The 17,969-nt window shown below is 65.3% G+C and carries 16 protein-coding genes; 14 read left to right on the top strand and 2 right to left on the bottom strand.

Annotated elements, in window-relative coordinates; genetic code table 11:
• Positions 1-7: 7 nt before the first annotated feature.
• The 14 genes from C380_RS18860 to C380_RS18795 all read left to right on the top strand — a co-directional run bounded on the left by C380_RS18860 (position 8) and on the right by C380_RS18795 (position 16,919).
• Positions 8-961 carry a LysR substrate-binding domain-containing protein gene (locus tag C380_RS18860; RefSeq protein ID WP_015015436.1) on the top strand — a complete coding sequence of 318 codons (954 nt, stop codon included), beginning with the start codon at positions 8-10 and terminating at the stop codon, positions 959-961.
• Between the two features lie 193 nt (positions 962-1,154).
• A complete protein-coding gene (locus C380_RS18855; protein WP_015015435.1) occupies positions 1,155-3,053 on the top strand; it encodes an NAD(P)H-dependent oxidoreductase subunit E in 1,899 nt (632 codons plus the stop codon).
• Positions 3,050-5,935, top strand: coding sequence for a formate dehydrogenase subunit alpha (gene fdhF / locus C380_RS18850; protein ID WP_015015434.1), 2,886 nt, complete (start codon positions 3,050-3,052; stop codon positions 5,933-5,935). The genes C380_RS18855 and fdhF overlap by 4 nt, the downstream gene beginning before the upstream one ends.
• 67 nt (positions 5,936-6,002) lie before the next feature.
• Entirely contained in the window at positions 6,003-6,560 is a 558-nt protein-coding gene (locus tag C380_RS18845; RefSeq protein WP_015015433.1) for a DUF3305 domain-containing protein, read from the top strand.
• A complete protein-coding gene (locus C380_RS18840) occupies positions 6,553-7,299 on the top strand; it encodes a DUF3306 domain-containing protein (RefSeq protein ID WP_043566870.1) in 747 nt (248 codons plus the stop codon). Before C380_RS18845 ends, C380_RS18840 begins: the two co-directional genes overlap by 8 nt.
• Entirely contained in the window at positions 7,259-9,328 is a 2,070-nt protein-coding gene (locus C380_RS18835; RefSeq protein WP_015015431.1) for a 4Fe-4S binding protein, read from the top strand. The genes C380_RS18840 and C380_RS18835 overlap by 41 nt, the downstream gene beginning before the upstream one ends.
• On the top strand, positions 9,325-9,957 hold the full coding sequence (locus tag C380_RS18830; RefSeq protein WP_015015430.1) for a molecular chaperone: 633 nt from the start codon (positions 9,325-9,327) through the stop codon (positions 9,955-9,957). The genes C380_RS18835 and C380_RS18830 overlap by 4 nt, the downstream gene beginning before the upstream one ends.
• Before the next feature lie 148 nt (positions 9,958-10,105).
• Entirely contained in the window at positions 10,106-10,315 is a 210-nt protein-coding gene (locus tag C380_RS18825) for a hypothetical protein (protein WP_015015429.1), read from the top strand.
• Positions 10,316-10,329: 14 nt separating this feature from the next.
• Positions 10,330-13,296: a formate dehydrogenase subunit alpha gene (locus tag C380_RS18820; protein WP_015015428.1), complete on the top strand. Its 2,967-nt coding sequence runs from the start codon at positions 10,330-10,332 to the stop codon at positions 13,294-13,296.
• Positions 13,297-13,319: 23 nt separating this feature from the next.
• The gene (gene fdh3B, locus C380_RS18815) at positions 13,320-13,937 is read left to right on the top strand and encodes a formate dehydrogenase FDH3 subunit beta (RefSeq protein WP_015015427.1); all 618 of its coding nucleotides are present in this window, start codon (positions 13,320-13,322) and stop codon (positions 13,935-13,937) included.
• Positions 13,934-14,176: a hypothetical protein gene (locus tag C380_RS18810; RefSeq protein ID WP_015015426.1), complete on the top strand. Its 243-nt coding sequence runs from the start codon at positions 13,934-13,936 to the stop codon at positions 14,174-14,176. Before fdh3B ends, C380_RS18810 begins: the two co-directional genes overlap by 4 nt.
• Before the next feature lie 8 nt (positions 14,177-14,184).
• Positions 14,185-15,393, top strand: coding sequence for a formate dehydrogenase subunit gamma (locus C380_RS18805; RefSeq protein WP_015015425.1), 1,209 nt, complete (start codon positions 14,185-14,187; stop codon positions 15,391-15,393).
• A 17-nt stretch (positions 15,394-15,410) separates the two neighbouring features.
• On the top strand, positions 15,411-15,800 hold the full coding sequence (locus C380_RS18800) for a hypothetical protein (RefSeq protein WP_015015424.1): 390 nt from the start codon (positions 15,411-15,413) through the stop codon (positions 15,798-15,800).
• 210 nt (positions 15,801-16,010) lie between these two features.
• Positions 16,011-16,919, top strand: coding sequence for a formate dehydrogenase accessory sulfurtransferase FdhD (locus C380_RS18795; RefSeq protein WP_015015423.1), 909 nt, complete (start codon positions 16,011-16,013; stop codon positions 16,917-16,919).
• A 93-nt stretch (positions 16,920-17,012) separates the two neighbouring features.
• On the opposite strand, the gene C380_RS18790 is transcribed toward C380_RS18795, so the two are convergent.
• Both C380_RS18790 and C380_RS18785 read right to left on the bottom strand, forming a co-directional pair.
• Positions 17,013-17,363 (bottom strand): RNA-binding protein, encoded by a 351-nt coding sequence (locus C380_RS18790; RefSeq protein WP_015015422.1) that lies wholly within the window; start codon positions 17,361-17,363, stop codon positions 17,013-17,015.
• 135 nt (positions 17,364-17,498) lie between these two features.
• Positions 17,499-17,738, bottom strand: coding sequence for a hypothetical protein (locus tag C380_RS18785; RefSeq protein WP_193353832.1), 240 nt, complete (start codon positions 17,736-17,738; stop codon positions 17,499-17,501).
• Positions 17,739-17,969 lie beyond the last annotated feature (231 nt).

Here is a 17,969-nt window from a genome sequence, read left to right as displayed (position 1 = left end):
CTGCGCCATGAACCTGCTCGCGTCCCTGCGCTACCTGGTGGCGCTGCACGAGCACCGGCACTTTGGCCGGGCGGCGCAGGCCTGTCATATCACGCAGCCGGCCCTGTCCAACGCGCTGCGCGCGCTGGAAAAGGAGTTTGGCGTGGTGGTGGTGCGCCGGGGCCGCAGCTTCGAGGGCTTCACCCCTGAGGGTGAGCGCGTGCTGGCCACGGCCCAGCGCATGCTGCACGAGCACCAGGTGCTGCAGCAGGACCTGAGCAGCGACGCCGCCCACCCGCGCGGCACGCTGCGCCTGGGCGCCGTGCCCACGGCCATGCCCATCCTCGCTCGGTTTGCGGCGCAGTTGCAGGCGCGGCACCCGGGCATCGTGCCGGTGGCGCTGTCGATGAGCTCGCAGGCGCTGGAGGCGGGGCTGGAAAACATTTCGCTGGACCTGGCGCTGGGCTACACCGAACGCATGCCCGCACGCGGCGGCCCGCTGCGGGCCTGGCCGCAGTATGTGGAGCATTACTTTCTGCTGCGTCGCGCGTCGCGCCCCAAGGGTTCGCCGCGCGGGCTGCAGATCGGCCCGCCCATGGCCTGGGCCGATGCGGCGGCGCTGCCGCTGTGCCTGCTCACCCCCGAGATGCACAACCGCAGCCTGGTCGATGGCGCATTCCGCGCCGCAGGCGCCACGGTCATGCCCGCCATGGAAACCGATTCGGTACTGACCCTGGCGCTGAGTGTGGTGGCGGGCACCGTGTGCAGCGTGCTGCCCGGTGCGCTGGTTGATGCCGTGCGCGGCCATGACGGGCTGGAGGCGCTGCCGCTTACCACTCCGGTGCTCACTACGCCCATCGGCTTCATGTCGCACCGGCAGGTGCAGCCTACGCGCGCCCTCGATGCCGCGCTGGCACTGGCGCAGGACGCGGATTGGCTGCAGCACGCCGCAGCGCACAGTGGACTTCTGGTCGCTGATTGATCGCTAACCGCAAGGGTCGCGGTGGCTGATTCACAGGCCGTTGTTAACGCGGCTGTTTCATTTGTTTTTGTGATCGACCCATGTGCATCGGCAATTTGACGCCGCAGGCGCCCGTGGCCGACACTGCGACGGCCCGGGCACCCTATGCAGGTGCCTGCATACAACCCCATCAACGCTCCCACGTCCCCGGTCCATGCACCTTGCCCCCGAAGCACCAACCGTCGCCGTTGTGTCGGTCAACGACATGCGCGAGCGCATTCGCCGCAAAAGCCGCCTCAAGGGCCGCCAGCCCGAAGACGCTGCGATGGCCGACGTGGCGCAGTTGCTGGGCCCGCGCCCGGCCACCGGCTTTCGGCGCGACCTGCTCATTGAGTATTTGCACCGCCTGAACGACCACTTTGGTGTGCTGCACGACCGGCACCTGGTGGCGCTCGCCAAGCAGATGAACCTACCCATGGCCGAGGTGTATGAGGTGGCGAGTTTCTACCACCACTTCGAGATCGTGCGCGGTGAAGACGCCCAGGCGCCGCGCCTGGTGCTGCGGGTGTGCGACAGCCTGAGCTGCAGCATGGCGGGCGCGCGCGAGCTGCTGGCCGCGCTGCCCGAACGCCTGCGTGCGGCCGGGCAGGGTGACGTGCAGGTGTTGGCCGTGCCCTGCGTGGGCCGGTGCGAACAGGCGCCGGTGGCCGTGGTGCACCAGTGCCCGGTGCCGCATGCCACGGTGGATGCGGTGCTGGAAACGGTCAGTTTGAAGCCAAATCGGGCTGTGGCGCTTCATCCACAAGCGCCAGCAGCTATCAATTTTGATGTTGCAGCGCTCGCTGAGCAGAGCGTTCCCGCCCAGCCGGAAGGCATCAGCCCTGCCTACGCCGACCTCGCCGCGTACCGCGAGCAAGGCGGCTACCAGACCGCCGCCGCGCTGGTCAACGGCGAAATGGATGCCGAGGCCGTGCTGGCCGCCATGGAAGACTCCGGCCTGCGTGGCCTGGGCGGCGCAGGCTTCCCGGCCGGGCGCAAGTGGCGCATCGTGCGCGACCAGCCTGCGCCACGACTCATGGCCGTCAACATTGACGAAGGCGAGCCCGGCACCTTCAAGGACCGCACCTACCTCGAACGCGACCCGCACCGCTTTCTGGAAGGCGTGCTCATCGCCGCCCAGGTGGTGGGCACCGAGGCCATCTATATCTACCTGCGCGACGAGTACCACGGCTGCCGCGCGCTGCTGCAGGCGGCGCTGGACGACCTGCGCGCCGAGCCGCCGTGCCCGCTGCCACACATCGAGCTGCGACGCGGTGCGGGCGCCTACATCTGCGGCGAAGAGTCGGCCATGATCGAGAGCATCGAGGGCAAACGCGGCGAACCCCGCATGCGCCCGCCCTACATCGCGCAGGTGGGGCTGTTTGGCCGCCCCACGCTGGAGCACAACTTTGAAACCCTGTACTGGGTGCGCGACATCGTGGAGCGTGGCCCGCAGTGGTTTGCCAGCTTTGGCCGCCACGGCCGCAAGGGCCTGCGCAGCTTCAGCGTGAGTGGCAGGGTCAAGCACCCCGGCGTCAAGCTCGCACCTGCGGGCATCACTCTGCAGGAACTCATCGACGAATACTGCGGCGGCATGCAGGAAGGCCACCAGCTCTATGCCTACCTGCCCGGCGGCGCCTCGGGCGGCATCTTGCCTTCCAGCCTGAACCAGATTCCGCTCGACTTCGACACGCTGCAGCCTTACGGCTGCTTCATCGGCTCGGCCGCTGTCATCGTGCTCAGCCAGCACGACCGTGCGCGCGATGCCGCACTGAACGTGATGCGCTTTTTTGAACACGAAAGCTGCGGCCAGTGCACCCCTTGCCGCGTGGGCACGGCCAAGGCGGCCACGCTGATGCAGGCACCGCAGTGGGATGAAGAACTGCTGGACGACCTGGCGCAGGTGATGGGCGATGCGTCCATTTGCGGCCTGGGTCAGGCGGCACCCAACCCGATCCGCTGCATCCACAAATACTTTGCGCATGAGGTGGGCGAGGGGCCCTGGCCGGGCGACCTGCCCAAGCCGCGCAACAGCCCGCTGGCGGAGCAACTGCCCCAAGGAGGCCAGCCATGAGCGCGCTGCCCCACACTCCAGGCGTGGCCTTCGAGCTGGACGGCCAGCCCGTCACCGCCAACCCCGGCGAAACCATCCTCAAAGCGGCGCAGCGCCACGGCGTGGAGATTCCGCACCTCTGCTACACCGACGGCATGCGCCCCGATGGCAACTGCCGTGCCTGCGTGGTCGAGATTGCGGGTGAGCGCACGCTGGCGCCCAGCTGCTGCCGCGCACCCACCGAAGGCATGAAGGTGCAGGCGGCCAGCCCCCGCGCCCGCAAAAGCCAGCAGATGGTGGTGGAGATGCTGCTGTCTGACATGCCGGACGTGGGCTATCAATGGAACGATAACGAACCAGATACTCCTGAATTAATAGCTGTTGGCGCATGTGCATCTAGCGCTACAGGCGGATTTGATTCAAAAACTGCCCCGGCGGTAGGTCAGCATGGCGAATTGAGTGCTTGGGCTGATCGCCTGGGCGTGACCGTGCGCCCCGCGCTCCAGGCCCTGCGCCGCGAGCAACCTGCGCCCGACCTCAGCCACCCCGCCATGGCTGTGAACCTGGACGCCTGCATCCAGTGCAACCGCTGCGTGCGCGCCTGCCGCGAAGAGCAGGTGAACGGCGTGATTGGCTACGCGCTGCGCGGCGCGGAGAGCAAGATCGTCTTCGACCTCGACGACCCCATGGCCGAAAGCACCTGCGTGGCCTGCGGCGAATGCGTGCAGGCCTGCCCCACCGGTGCGCTCAGCCCCAAGACGCACATCGGCTCGCAAAAGGTGGACCGCAAGGTCGATTCGGTCTGCCCGTTTTGCGGCGTGGGCTGTCTCATCACCTACAACGTGCGCGATGAAAAGATCATCAGCGTCGAAGGCCGCAACGGCCCCGCCAACCACGGCCGCCTGTGCGTGAAGGGGCGGTTTGGTTTTGACTACGCGCACCATCCGGACCGCCTCACGGTGCCGCTGATCCGCAAGCCCGGCGTGCCCAAGGAGGTGCGCCCCTACGGTGCCGACTGGCGCGATACCTTCCGCGAAGCGACCTGGGACGAGGCGCTGGACCTTGCCGCAGGCCAGCTCAAGACCCTGCGCGACACCCACGGCCCTAAGGCGTTGGCGGGCTTTGGCTCGGCCAAGGGCAGCAACGAAGAGGCCTACCTGTTCCAGAAGCTGGTGCGCACCGGCTTTGGCAGCAACAACGTGGACCACTGCACGCGGCTGTGCCATGCCTCCAGCGTGGCTGCGCTACTCGAAGGCGTGGGCTCGGGCGCAGTGAGCAACCCGGTGAACGACGTGGAACATGCCGAGCTGATCTTTGTGATTGGCTCCAACCCCACGGCCAACCACCCCGTGGCCGCGACCTGGCTGAAGAACGCCGCCCAGCGCGGGGCCAGAATCGTGCTGGCCGACCCGCGCGTGACGGACATCGGCCGCCACGCGTGGCGCACGCTGCAGTTCAAGGCCGACACCGACGTGGCCATGCTCAACGCATTGATCCACACGGTGATCGATGAGGGCCTGGTGGATGAAGCCTTCATCCAGGATCGCGCCAACAACTTCGAGGCCCTCAAGGCCAACGTGATGGGCTGCAGCCCCGAGGCCATGGCGCCGGTGTGCGGCATCCCGGCCGAGACGCTGCGCGAGGTGGCGCGGGCGTTTGCCACGGCGAAGGCATCGATGATTTTGTGGGGCATGGGCGTGAGCCAGCACGTGCACGGCACGGACAACGCGCGCTGCCTGATCGCGCTGTGCGCTGTCACCGGCCAGATCGGCAAGCCCGGCTCGGGTCTGCACCCGCTGCGCGGCCAGAACAACGTGCAGGGCGCGAGCGACGCGGGCCTGATCCCCATGATGTTCCCCAACTACCAGCGTGTGGACAACGCCGGGGCACATGCGTGGTTTGAAGAATTCTGGGGGACGAAGCTCGATGAAGCGCCGGGCTACACCGTGGTCGAGATCATGCACAAGGCCCTGGCGCCGGACAGCGACCCGCACAAGGTGCGCGGCATGTACATCATGGGCGAGAACCCCGCGATGAGCGACCCCGACCTGAACCACGCGCGCCATGCGCTGGCCAGCCTGCAACACCTGGTGGTGCAGGACATCTTTTTGACCGAAACCGCGTGGCTGGCCAACGTGGTGTTGCCCGCCAGCGCCTGGCCCGAAAAGACCGGCACCGCCAGCAACACCGACCGCATGGTGCAGATGGGCCGCCGCGCGCTGAACCCGCCGGGTGACGCGCGCCCGGACCTGTGGATCATTCAGCAGATCGCGCAGCGCATGGGACTGGGCTGGAACTACGAGGGCGAAGAATCCGGCGTGGCCGCCGTGTACGACGAAATGCGCCAGGCCATGCACGCCAGCATCGAGGGCATCACCTGGGACCGGCTGGAGCGCGACTCCAGCGTGACCTACCCCTGCCTCACGCCCGATGACCCCGGCCAGCCCATTGTCTTCATCGACAAATTCCCCACGCCCACAGGTCGCCTGCAGCTGGTGCCCGCCAGCGTGATCCCGGCGGCCGAAAAGCCCGACGCCGACTTTCCGCTCGTGCTCATCACCGGCCGCCAACTGGAGCATTGGCACACCGGCAGCATGACGCGGCGCAGTACCGTGCTAGACGCCATCGAGCCCATGGCCACGGCCTCGCTGCACGGCGACGAGCTGGCGCGGCTTGGGGTGGAGCCCGGATCGCTGGTGGGTATTCGTTCCCGGCGTGGCATGGTGCAGGTGCGCGTGCGGCGGGACGACGGCACGCCGCATGGCACGGTATTCATGCCGTTTGCGTATGTGGAAGCCGCAGCCAACCTGCTCACCAATGCGGCGCTGGACCCGTTTGGCAAGATCCCCGAGTTCAAATATTGCGCCGTGGCCGTGGAGCGGCTGGAAGTCGCTGCAAGCTGACGGTGCGCGAGGGGGCTTTACGGGCATTGCCGCCGATGGCGCGGCTCCAGGGGTACAGTCAGCGCCCATGACTGAGCGCCCCTACACCGACGTTGCCGTGATCATGCGGTGCGAGCATATCGATAACCGCTGGCAGCCCTGGCGGTGGTCGCTGGCCGAGGTGGTGGTCCACGAACCCACCTTCGGTAGCGAACCCCGGCCGCTGATCCAGGACGAGCGCGAGCAGCGCTGGTTGTTCCCCGGCTTTCGCGTGGAGCTGTTCCGTGACGATGCCGAGGGCTACCACCTCAACCTCACTTCCCCGGCTCCCTGCTGGTTTGTGATGTGGCGGCGCGATGAAGACACGGGCACCGGCGCCATCCCCCTGGCCCGTCCCGTGGCGGTGAGCCTGAGCTATCACGACGCAGGCCGCTGGCTGGACGCGCAGGAAACCGTGGAGCAGGTGCCTGCCGACCCCGAGGTGGTGGAGGCGCTGCGTACCTTTGTGGCCGAGCATTACCAGCCCGAGCCCAAGCGCCGTAAGCGCCCGGACAGCTTCCGTACCTTGCAGGACCGCTTTGGCAACCCGGCCTCGGTGTCCACCGAGAAGCTCCGTGGTGGAGGCGGAGGGGGCGGCCATGGCTGATGGATTCCTCGGGCGCTGGTCGCGCCGCAAGCAGGATGTGCAGGCGGGTAAGCCTGTGCAGGACCCTCCGTCGCCTGCACGCACCCCTGCACCGCAGATAGCGCCTCCAAGCCCGTCGCCAGCGCCAGTGTCTGCGGCTGCACCAGCTGCCCCCGTCACCCCGGCACCCGATGCGCCACCACCGCCCACGCTGGCGGATGCCGAGGCGCTCACCCCCGCATCGGACTTCAAGCCCTTCGTGTCCCGCGCGGTGTCGCCCGAGGTGCGCAACCTGGCCATGAAGAAGCTGTTTGCCGACCCGCACTTCAATGTGATGGACGGTCTGGACATCTACGTCGGCGACTACACCCAGCCCGACCCGCTGCCCGCGGGCATGCTGCGCAAGATGGCCAGCGCACATGCGCTGGGATTTTTTGACCACGAGAAAAAGGCATCGGCCACTGCACCCGGTCTGCCGGGCGAACAGGCACCGGATGCGGCTGCTGTGGCCCCAATATCCCCGCCGGCCAGTCAGTCTCGGGATGATGCGGAGGCGCAAGGCCCCGCAGACGTGGCACAGTCCCGGGTATGCAACGCTGTTCCTAGCGTTCCTTCCAGCGAGCCTGAGGTGGCCCCGCGCCCTGCCCAGGATGCGGTGGTCACGCCAGCCAGCCATACCCACAATGACCACGACGCTCATTTGCGACTGCAACCAGACGATGCCCCTCAACGCCAAGGCGTTGGGCGAGGCACTGCATGAAGACCTGACCCTTCACTCTACCCTGTGCCGGCGTGACGCAGGGGCGTTCCAAAAGGCCATCCAGTCCGGGCAGGACGTGGTGGTGGCCTGCACCCAGGAGCAGCGCCTGTTTGGCGACCTGGGCCAGCAGACCGAAGGGGCGGTGTCGCCCATCCGGTTTGTGAACATCCGCGAAACCGGGGGCTGGAGCCGCGATGCCGCCAAGGCCAGCCCCAAGATCGCCGCCCTGCTGGCCGCAGCGCGTTTGCCCGACCCGCCACCCGTGCCTACGGTCACCTACAAGAGCACGGGCCGCTTGCTCATCATCGGCCCGCTGGACCAGGCCGAGCAGGCCGCTGCCCTGGTGTCGGATGTGCTGGATGTCACGCTGTTCACCCAGGGCCCCGGCAACGCCGGTGGCGCGCAGGCGCGGCGCTACCCGGTGCTGGGTGGGCGCATCACAGGGCTCACAGGCTGGCTGGGTGCGTTTGAGCTGCAGTGGTCTGCCGACAACCCCATCGACCTGGACCTGTGCACGCGCTGCAATGCCTGCGTGGCGGCTTGTCCTGAAAATGCCATCGGTCTTGACTACCAGATCGACATGGCCGCCTGCCAGTCTCACCGCGCCTGCGTGAAGGTGTGTCAGGTCGCTGGGGCTATCGACTTCACTCGCGATGCCACGGCGCAGACCGAGCGTTTTGACCTGGTGCTGGACCTGCGTGCGCCCACCGCCACGCCCACCTTTTTGCAGCATGCGCTGCCGCAGGGTTACCTGCGCTGGGACGGGCGGGACCTGGGCACGCTGCTCAAGCTGCGCGAGCTGGTGGGTGAGTTCGAGAAGCCCAAGTTTTTTGCCTACAAACAAAAGCTATGCGCCCACAGCCGCAACGAAACCGTGGGCTGCAATGCGTGCGTGGACATCTGCTCGGCCGAGGCCATCGCCAGCGACAAGAGCCGCCAGCAAATCAAGGTGAACCCCAACCTGTGTGTGGGCTGCGGCGCCTGCACCACCGTGTGCCCCACGGGCGCGCTGACCTATGCCTACCCCAGCGCAACGGATCAGGGCACCAAGCTCAAGACGCTGCTGTCCACCTACGCGGCTGCCGGTGGCAAGGATGCGGTGGTGCTGCTTCACAGCCAGGAGCGCGGCCAGTCGCTGGTCGAAGAACTGGGCCGTGCTGCCCAGCTCAAGTTGGCACAGGGCGTGCCTGCCAATGTGATCCCGGTGGCACTGTGGCACACGGCCAGCACGGGGGTAGACCTTTGGCTGAGTGCCATCGCCTACGGCGCCTCGCAAGTGGTGGTGCTGAGCACCGACGAAGAAGCCCCGCAGTACCTCGATGGTCTGCAGGCGCAAATGGATGTGGCGCAGGCCATCCTGCGCGGCCTGGGCTACACCGGCACCCATGTGCAGTTGCTGCGCGCCAACCACCCTACCGCGCTGGACGCAGCACTGCAGGCCCTGGGCCAGACGCGCCAGAAGACCCCGGCCGTGGTGGCCCGCTTTGCGGTGGCCCAGGAGAAGCGCAGCACGCTGGAGATGGCGCTCGACCACCTGACGGAGCAAGCCCCCATGCCCGTGGCCGAGCGGCCTGCCGCTATTGCGCTGCCCGCGGTGGGCTCCCCTCTGGGCACCATCGAGGTCAACAAGGACCGCTGCACCCTGTGCCTGAGCTGCGTGAGCGCCTGCCCGGCCAGTGCGCTGCAGGACAACCCGCAACTGCCGCAATTGCGCTTCATCGAAAAGAACTGCGTGCAGTGTGGCCTGTGCGCCACCACCTGCCCGGAAGACGCCATTACCCTGCAACCGCGTCTGCTGCTCACGCCCGAGCGCGCGCAACTGCGGGTGCTCAATGAAGCCAAGCCCTGGGCCTGTGTGCGTTGCGGCAAACCCTTTGGCACGGTGAAGGCCATCGAGGCCATGCTCGGCAAGCTCTCGGGCCACCCCATGTTCCAGGGCGAGGCGCTGGAACGCCTGAAGATGTGCAGCGACTGCCGTGTGATCGACCTGTATTCCGCACAAAACGAGACGAAAGTGACCGACCTGTGAGCGCCCCATCCACCTTGACCCCCTTGGGCGGCAGCTCTGCGCTCGATGAGGAAACTGCCCGCGCCGAGCTGTACGGTTTGTTATCGCAGCTGTATTACGCGGCGCCCAGCCCGGAGCTGTTGTCCGCCTTGCGCGTGGCCGTGACCGAGGCGCCCGCCAACGGGGGCTTTTTGCAGGAGCCCTGGCAGCAACTCGTCGCAGCGTCGCGTGCGCTCAGCGACGCTGAGATTGCGCAGGAGTTTGATCGGCTGTTTGGCGGCGTGGGCAAGCCTGAAGTGTTTCTGTACGGCTCGCACTACCTCAGCGGGTTTCTCAATGAAAAGCCGCTAGCGCGCCTGCGCACCGATCTGCAGCAACTGGGCCTAGCGCGGGACGACACCATGCCCGAGACCGAGGACCATGTGGCCTACCTGCTGGAGGTGATGCGCTACTTGATCGCGGGAGACGATGTAGCTGTCTGCAACCTGACATCCCAGCGTGAATTTTTTTCAACGCATCTGCAGCCCTGGGTTTTGCAACTCTGCGATGCCTTGGCTGCACAGCCCCAAGCACGGTTTTATGCGGCTGTGGCGCACTTCACGCGGGCCTTTGTGTCGGTGGAGACCCAGGGCTTCGACATGTTGGATTGATCCCTGGGAGTGCTCGTAAACCCTAGTTCGACCGCTACAAAAGATGAGTGTGTTACTGGGAGTTGTAAAGCCCGATGGCGGGTTTTTACGCACTGACATAGACTGTATGAATTCCGTTTCATAGCTGCCAGCCTTTCTGGAGACAAGCATGCAGAACAGCCAGCCAAATTCCTCCCGCCGGAGCTTCTTCTCCGGTGCTGCCACCGTAGGTGCTGCCGCAGCAGCCGTGGTGGCCCTTCCCCAAGTGGCTCCGTCCGATGCCGTGGTGTCCGAACCCGCGCGCGTCGCTCCCGAAAAGGGCGGTGGTTACCACCTGTCTGCCCGCGTGAAGCAGTACTACAAGACCACCCAACTCTGACATCGGGGCACGCCATGTTGCTAACCAAGAAGTCTTCCCATTCCGTGCAGGGCAACAGCTCTGCATCTCCTTTTGTGCACAGCCTGCGCCGTGGCCTGTCGCAGGCCCTGCCCACCATGGACCGCCGCTCGTTCCTGCGTCGCTCCGGTCTGGGGGTGGGCGTGGGCATCGCCGCGTCCCAGCTCACGCTGGTCAAGAAATCCAACGCCGCCGAAGGTGCCAAGGTTGGCATCGGCGACAGCAAGATCGAAGTACGTCGCACCGTGTGCACCCACTGCTCGGTGGGTTGCGCCGTGGATGCGGTGGTTGAGAACGGTGTGTGGGTGCGCCAGGAGGCGGTGTTCGACTCGCCCATCAACCTGGGCGCCCACTGCGCCAAGGGCGCGGCCTTGCGTGAGCACGGCCACGGCGAGTACCGCCTGCGTTACCCCATGAAGCTCGTCAACGGCAAGTACGAGCGCATCAGCTGGGACACGGCACTGAACGAGATCACCGCCAAGATGCAGGAGCTGCGCAAGGCCAGCGGCCCTGACAGCGTGTACTTCGTGGGTTCGTCCAAGCACAACAACGAACAGGCCTACCTGCTGCGCAAGTTCGTGAGCTTCTGGGGCACCAACAACTGCGACCACCAGGCGCGCATTTGCCACTCGACCACGGTGGCTGGTGTGGCGAACACCTGGGGCTATGGCGCCATGACCAATTCGTACAACGACATGCAGAACAGCAAGGTCGCTCTGTACATCGGCTCCAATGCGGCCGAGGCCCATCCGGTGTCCATGCTGCACATGCTGCACGCCAAGGAAACCGGCTGCAAGATGATCGTGGTGGACCCCCGCTTCACCCGCACAGCGGCCAAGGCCGACGAGTACGTGCGCATCCGCTCGGGCACCGACATTCCCTTCCTGTTCGGTCTGCTGTACCACATCTTCAAGAACGGTTGGGAAGACAAGAAGTACATCAACGACCGTGTCTATGGCATGGACAAGGTGCGCGACGAAGTGCTGGCCAAGTGGACCCCGGACAAGGTGGAAGAAGCCTGTGGCGTCAAGGAAGACCAGATGTTCAAGGTCGCCAAGATGCTGCACGACAACAACCCCGGCACCATCGTCTGGTGTATGGGGCAGACCCAGCACACCATCGGCAACGCCATGGTGCGTGCGTCGTGCATCCTGCAACTGGCCCTGGGCAACGTCGGCAAGAGCGGCGGCGGCACCAACATCTTCCGTGGCCACGACAACGTGCAGGGCGCGACCGACGTCGGCCCTAACCCCGATTCGCTGCCTGGCTACTACGGCCTGGCCGAGGGTTCGTGGAAGCACTTCGCCAATGTGTGGGGTGTGGACTTCGAGTGGATCAAGAAGCAGTACGCATCGCCCGCGATGATGACCAAGAACGGCATCACCGTGTCGCGCTGGATCGACGGCGTGCTGGAGAACAACGAGCTGATCGATCAGGACTCCAACCTGCGCGGCGTGTTCTTCTGGGGCCATGCGCCCAACTCGCAAACCCGTGGCCTCGAAATGAAGCGCGCCATGGACAAGCTGGACCTGCTGGTGGTGGTGGACCCCTATCCATCGGCCACCGCCGCCATGGCCGCCATGCCCGGCAAGGCCGAGGACCTGAACCCCAACCGCGCGGTGTACCTGCTGCCAGCGGCCACGCAGTTCGAGACCAGCGGATCGTGCACCGCCTCTAACCGTTCCATCCAGTGGCGCGAGAAGGTGATCGAGCCGCTGTGGGAGAGCCGCTCCGACCACATGATCATGTACCAGTTCGCGCAAAAGCTCGGCTTTGCCGATGAGCTGTGCAAGAACTACAAGATGCAGAAGGTTAAGGGCATGGACGAGCCCGTGCCCGAGGACATCCTGCGCGAAATCAACAAGTCGGTCTGGACCATTGGCTACACCGGCCAAAGCCCTGAGCGCCTGAAGGCCCACATGAAGAACATGCACTTGTTCGACGTGAAGACCCTCAAGGCCAAGGGCGGCAAGGACAAGGAAACCGGCTACGACTTTGGCGGCGACTACTTTGGCCTGCCTTGGCCCTGCTACGGCACGCCCGAGCTCAAGCACCCTGGCTCGCCCAACCTGTACGACACCTCCAAGCACGTGATGGATGGTGGTGGCAACTTCCGCGCGAACTTCGGGGTAGAAAAAGACGGCGTCAACCTGCTGGCCGAAGACGGCTCGCATTCGCTGGGCTGCGAGATCACCACGGGCTACCCCGAGTTCGACCACGTGCTGCTGAAAAAGCTGGGCTGGTGGGACGACCTGAGCGATGCCGAGAAGGCCAAGGCCGAAGGCAAGAACTGGAAGACCGACCCCACGGGCGCGATCATCCGTGTGGCCCTGAAGCATGGTTGCCATCCTTTTGGCAACGCCAAAGCGCGCGCTGTGGTGTGGAACTTCCCTGATGCCATTCCGCAGCACCGCGAGCCCCTGTATGGAACGCGGCCGGACCTCATGGCCAAGTACCCCACCCACGACGACAAGAAGGCCTTCTGGCGCCTGCCCACGCTCTACAAGACCGTGCAGGAAAAGAACATTGCCGACAAGGTGAGCGAGAAGTTCCCGCTCATCATGAGCTCGGGCCGTCTGGTCGAGTACGAAGGCGGTGGCGAGGAAACCCGCTCCAACCCCTGGCTGGCAGAGTTGCAGCAGGAATCGTTTGTCGAGATCAACCCCAAGACCGCTGCGGACCGGGGCATTCGCAACGGCGAGCGCGTGTGGCTCAGTTCGCCCACGGGCGCCCGCATCAACGTGCAGGCGCTGGTCACCGAGCGTGTGGCACCCGACACGGTGTGGATGCCTTTCCACTTCTCGGGCCGCTGGCAAGGGGCGGACATGCTGGCGTATTACCCCAAGGGCGCAGCGCCCGTGGTGCGCGGTGAAGCCGTGAACACGGCCACCACCTATGGCTACGACAGCGTGACCATGATGCAAGAAACCAAGACCACGATCTGCAACGTGGAACGCGCCTGATCGCGCCACGCAAGGAGACACACATGGCACGAATGAAATTCATCTGCGACGCAGAGCGCTGCATCGAGTGCAACGGCTGCGTGACCGCCTGCAAGAACGAACACGAAGTACCTTGGGGCGTGAACCGCCGTCGCGTGGTCACCCTGAACGACGGTGTGCCGGGCGAGAAGTCCATCTCGGTGGCCTGCATGCATTGCAGCGATGCACCCTGCATGGCCGTTTGTCCCGTCAATTGCTTCTACCGCACCGAAGAGGGCGTGGTGCTGCACGACAAGGACGTGTGTATCGGCTGCGGCTACTGCAGCTATGCCTGCCCCTTCGGCGCACCGCAGTTCCCCGCGTCCGGCACTTTTGGTGTGCGCGGCAAGATGGATAAGTGCACCTTCTGCGCCGGTGGTCCTGAGACCCACGGCAGCCAGGCCGAGTTTGAAAAGTACGGCCGCAACCGGCTGGCCGAGGGCAAACTGCCCGCCTGCGCTGAAATGTGTTCGACCAAGGCCCTGCTGGCCGGTGATGGCGATGTGGTGGCGGACATCTTCCGCAACCGCGTGGTGCAGCGCGGCAAGGGTGCCGAGGTGTGGGGCTGGGGTACGGCCTATGGCTCACAACAGGCAGGCCAGCCTGCAGGAGGCAAGTCATGATGCAGCGCACCGTACACCTGACCCTGGCCGCTGCGGTGGCCGCTCTTGCACTCACAGCCTGCGGCGAGAAACCGCAGACCGGCATGGGCATCCGCAGCGATGCTCCTCCTTACGCGGGCACTGGCAGCAACTTTACGCAGCCTGGCTGGAAAGCCGGTGACAAATCCAGCTGGGAAGCGCAGTTGAAAGCGCGCCAGCAGTACGGCCAGAACGAATACACCCGCACCCAGGCGAAGTGAGGTCCACCATGAAATACATCGTGTGGTCCATGGCCCTGGCGGCAAGTCTGGCCTGTGGGCTGGCTGGCGCACAGGCGCAGCCAGCTGCGCCGGACGCAGCGGCAGCGGCCCCCTCGGCGCCTGCTGCCGGCACCGCGCCCGCTGCCGTGGGCGGCGTGCAAAGCCAGAACATCTTTCAGGTCAAACCCGACGCCAGCGCTGATCCCAAATACGCGGAACAGAGCAACGGCGAACGCATGAAGGTGCAGCCCGGTAACAACGCACCCATGTGGCGCCAGGTCGGGCAGGGCGTGACGGGCTACAGCAGCCTGCCGGTGACCCAGGCGCCCGAGGCGGGCAACCTGATTCAGCGCTTTGTGCAGTACCCCGGCTCGCGGGTGACCAACGCGGGCGAAGCCTGGCGGCAGGTGCGCAACAACTGGATCATTCCGTACGGTGGGTCGTTGCTGCTGATCGTGGCGGGTGCGATTGCGCTGTTTTACTGGCGCAAGGGCATGATCATGTTGCACGGCGCCGAGACGGGCCGCAAGATCGAGCGCTTCACGCCCTTCGAGCGGTCGGCACACTGGGCGAATGCCATTGCTTTCGTGGCCCTGGCGTTGTCCGGCCTGGTGATGGCGTTTGGCAAGTTCTTCCTGCTGCCGGTGATGGGCAGCACGCTGTTTGGCTGGCTGACCTACGCGCTCAAGAACGTGCACAACTTTGCGGGTCCCTTGTTCGCGGTCTCTCTGATCATCGTGTTCTTCACGTTTGTGAAAGACAACCTGCCCACCAAGGAAGACATCACCTGGATCGTGAAAGGCGGTGGTCTGCTGTCGGGTCACGAGGTTCCTTCGCATCGCTTCAACGCGGGCGAAAAGGTGGTCTTCTGGGCTGGCGTGCTGGGGCTGGGCTTCATCGTGGTCGCCTCGGGGTTGGTGCTCGACAAGCTGATCCCCGGCCTGATCTATGAGCGCGGCACCATGCAGATCGCACACATGGTGCATGCCGTGGCGACGGTGGTGATGATGGTGATGTTCATGGGCCACATCTACATGGGCACCGTGGGCATGCAGGGCGCCTACAAGGCCATGCGCACGGGCTACGTTGATGAGACCTGGGCCAAGGAGCACCACGAGCTGTGGTACGACGACATCCAGGCTGGCAAGATCCCCAAACAGCGCAGCGCGACCGCCCCCGCCGGGGAAGCCGCTGCAGGCAAGCCCGTTCAGGCATGAGGCGCTCCATGACAACAATGCAATTCCTCACCCCCAAAACCGTGGTGGCGCTGTGCGCCGCCGGCTTGTGCACGCTGGCGTCCGCCAAGCTGCCGGCTCCATCCCCCGAGGCCGCTGCCAAGGCCGCCGAAGCTGCCGCCAAGGCCGCATGGGCCGGCAAGGTGGACAACTACAAGCTGTGCCTGTCGCAAGACAAGGTGGCCGCGCACTACCGCAAGACCACGCCCTCGGCCAAGCCAGCGGCTGCTGGTGGAGCGGCTTGCGCAGATCCCGGCCCCTTCGCCTACACACCGCCAGCCGCCAAACCGGCCGAGGCTGCAGGCGCCCATTCGCCACCAGGCACGGCCAGCAGCCCTCCCAGCACGCAGGTGCCCGCAGCAGCGGCTGCGCCTGCCTCCAAGTCCTGACGCACGTTGTCGCTTCAGGCCACGGGCCGCGTTCCCTTGTGGGGCGCGGCTTTTTTGTGGGCGGTGGTGCGAAGGGTGCCTGACGGGGCCCACGTGCCGGGGCGCCGTGGCGCAACCACTTCGCAACCTATTCCCTTTCGCCCACCGCTGGCGTCTTGCACTGCGTATATTTGCCCCATGAGTTCTTCGTCTGCCCCTTCCGGCTCGTCCATGCCCTCGCTGCCGCGCTTGACGCGGGCCCATGCCCCGCTGACCCACGCCGTGGAGATCGTGAATGAGCTGGGCGAGCGCGAGCAGGTGCAGATCCCTGCCGAGCGTCCATTGACGATTTATGTGGACAAGCGCGAGCTCGTCACGCTGATGACATTGGGAGCGCAACCGGAGTTGCTGGTGCTGGGCTACTTGCGCAACCAGCGGCTCGTCGAGTCGGTGTTCGACATTGAATCCATCACGGTCGATTGGGAGGTGCATGCGGCTGCCGTGCGCACGCGCCACGGTATTGCGCGCATTGAAGAGCGCACGGCCAGCAAGGTCGTCACCACGGGCTGCGGGCAAGGCAGCGTGTTTGGCGGGCTGATGGACGAAGTGGACCGCATTCAGTTGCCCGACGCCCGCCTGACCCAGGGCCAGCTTTACGGCATCGTCAATGCGATTCGCCTCAAGGAGACCACCTACAAGTCGTCCGGCTCGGTCCACGGCTGCGCGTTGTTCCAGGGCGAAGAGTTGCTCACCTTTGTGGAGGATGTCGGACGCCACAACGCCATCGACACCATCGCCGGCTGGATGTGGATGAACCCTGAAAAGCCTGCGTCAGGCAGCCCCGCTGAAGGCTCTGCGCCCGTTCCCATGTCGGGGGCGGACAAGGTGTTTTACACCACGGGCCGCCTCACCAGCGAGATGGTCATTAAGTCCGCGCAGATGGGGGTGCCCATCGTGGTATCCCGCAGCGGCATGACACAGATGGGCCACGCCGTGGCCCAGCAGTTGGGCCTGTGCGCCATTGGGCGCGCCACGAATCGCCGCTTTGTCTGCTACAGCGGTGCGCACCGCCTGGTTCTGCAGCCGGAGCTGGCGCAGGCACCCGTTGTGCCACCCGCGCAGAGTGCTGGCCCACGCTGAGGCCCAGAGGCGCTGGGCGTGCACCGCCGGATGGGGCAGGACGAAAAAAAGCCGGCGTCTGAGCGCCGGCTTTTCATTGTGGGCTGTCAGGGCTTAGTAGCGACCGCCGCCAAAGCCGCCGTTGCCATAGCCAACGTCCGAGCGCTTGTTGGTGTTGTAACCCGAGGCGCTATAGCCACCGGCGCCGCCGGTGGTTTCACGGGGGCGGGCGAGGTTGACCACGATCGAGCGTCCATCCACGGACATGCCGTGCAGTGCGCGGATGGCCGCCTGGGCCACTTCAGCATTGGCCATTTCCACGAATCCAAAGCCTTTGGAGCGGCCGGTTTCGCGGTCCATCATGACCTTGGCGGAAGACACGCCGCCGAACTCGGCGAAGTTGCTTTCGAGGGTGGCGTCGGTCACGGAGTAGGGCAGGTTGCCCACGTAGATTTTGCTGCTCATGGAAGAGCCTTTCTGAGGTGTGGTGCGCACGAAAAGCGTACCGTGGGGAGACAGCTGCGCGCGCCGGCTGGCCTGGCAACTGAAGGGGTGGAAGGGTGACTGGTGAAAACGATCTGGCGTTTGCAGATCAATCCATCAGCACACAGGCGGGTGCGCCATGCAGGTCTGGAGCCAACCCTGGGTGACTGCAAAGAGCCGCGCCGCCTCGCGCGAGGCAAAGGCTTTGTCAAAACGGAACACGCGGCAGTAGCTGCCGTTGCCTGCGGCGCGCTGGACCGAGAAGGAGGCGCGAAAGCCGCCGCAGTCGGTGGGGTGTGTCGCGGGCGAAACGACGTACTGGCCCATGGAGATGGCGTTATTTGAAATCTGTTGCATTCGGGAACGCAGACCTGCACAGGTTTGCGCGAGCATCGATGGACTCGGTGGGCTGCAGCTCTTCAGACCCACTGGGCGACAAGCGTCGCCAAAGGCGTCCCGCCTGGGACGTTGAAATCGCGTGGAGGCAGGGGTTGCGATGACAGCTCGCGTCGTGAGCGGTAACTGCAACAAGCCGAATTATGCTCCATGAGTTATTTAATATCAAATCAATATTATTTTTAGTTTTAT

Origin of the sequence: Acidovorax sp. KKS102 (assembly GCF_000302535.1) — a bacterium.
Lineage (GTDB): Bacteria > Pseudomonadota > Gammaproteobacteria > Burkholderiales > Burkholderiaceae_C > Acidovorax.
Note: the sequence above shows the minus strand (reverse complement) of the source record. Positions and strands in the feature narration are given on the sequence as shown.

Coding starts and splice junctions, on each gene's coding strand:
- C380_RS18860 (WP_015015436.1), top strand. CDS start 8: ATGAACCTGCTCGCGTCCCTGCGCTACCTGGTGGCGCTGCACGAGCAC.
- C380_RS18855 (WP_015015435.1), top strand. CDS start 1,155: ATGCACCTTGCCCCCGAAGCACCAACCGTCGCCGTTGTGTCGGTCAAC.
- fdhF (WP_015015434.1), top strand. CDS start 3,050: ATGAGCGCGCTGCCCCACACTCCAGGCGTGGCCTTCGAGCTGGACGGC.
- C380_RS18845 (WP_015015433.1), top strand. CDS start 6,003: ATGACTGAGCGCCCCTACACCGACGTTGCCGTGATCATGCGGTGCGAG.
- C380_RS18840 (WP_043566870.1), top strand. CDS start 6,553: ATGGCTGATGGATTCCTCGGGCGCTGGTCGCGCCGCAAGCAGGATGTG.
- C380_RS18835 (WP_015015431.1), top strand. CDS start 7,259: ATGCCCCTCAACGCCAAGGCGTTGGGCGAGGCACTGCATGAAGACCTG.
- C380_RS18825 (WP_015015429.1), top strand. CDS start 10,106: ATGCAGAACAGCCAGCCAAATTCCTCCCGCCGGAGCTTCTTCTCCGGT.
- C380_RS18820 (WP_015015428.1), top strand. CDS start 10,330: ATGTTGCTAACCAAGAAGTCTTCCCATTCCGTGCAGGGCAACAGCTCT.
- fdh3B (WP_015015427.1), top strand. CDS start 13,320: ATGGCACGAATGAAATTCATCTGCGACGCAGAGCGCTGCATCGAGTGC.
- C380_RS18810 (WP_015015426.1), top strand. CDS start 13,934: ATGATGCAGCGCACCGTACACCTGACCCTGGCCGCTGCGGTGGCCGCT.
- C380_RS18805 (WP_015015425.1), top strand. CDS start 14,185: ATGAAATACATCGTGTGGTCCATGGCCCTGGCGGCAAGTCTGGCCTGT.
- C380_RS18800 (WP_015015424.1), top strand. CDS start 15,411: ATGCAATTCCTCACCCCCAAAACCGTGGTGGCGCTGTGCGCCGCCGGC.
- C380_RS18795 (WP_015015423.1), top strand. CDS start 16,011: ATGCCCTCGCTGCCGCGCTTGACGCGGGCCCATGCCCCGCTGACCCAC.
- C380_RS18790 (WP_015015422.1), bottom strand. CDS start 17,363: ATGAGCAGCAAAATCTACGTGGGCAACCTGCCCTACTCCGTGACCGAC.
- C380_RS18785 (WP_193353832.1), bottom strand. CDS start 17,738: ATGCAACAGATTTCAAATAACGCCATCTCCATGGGCCAGTACGTCGTT.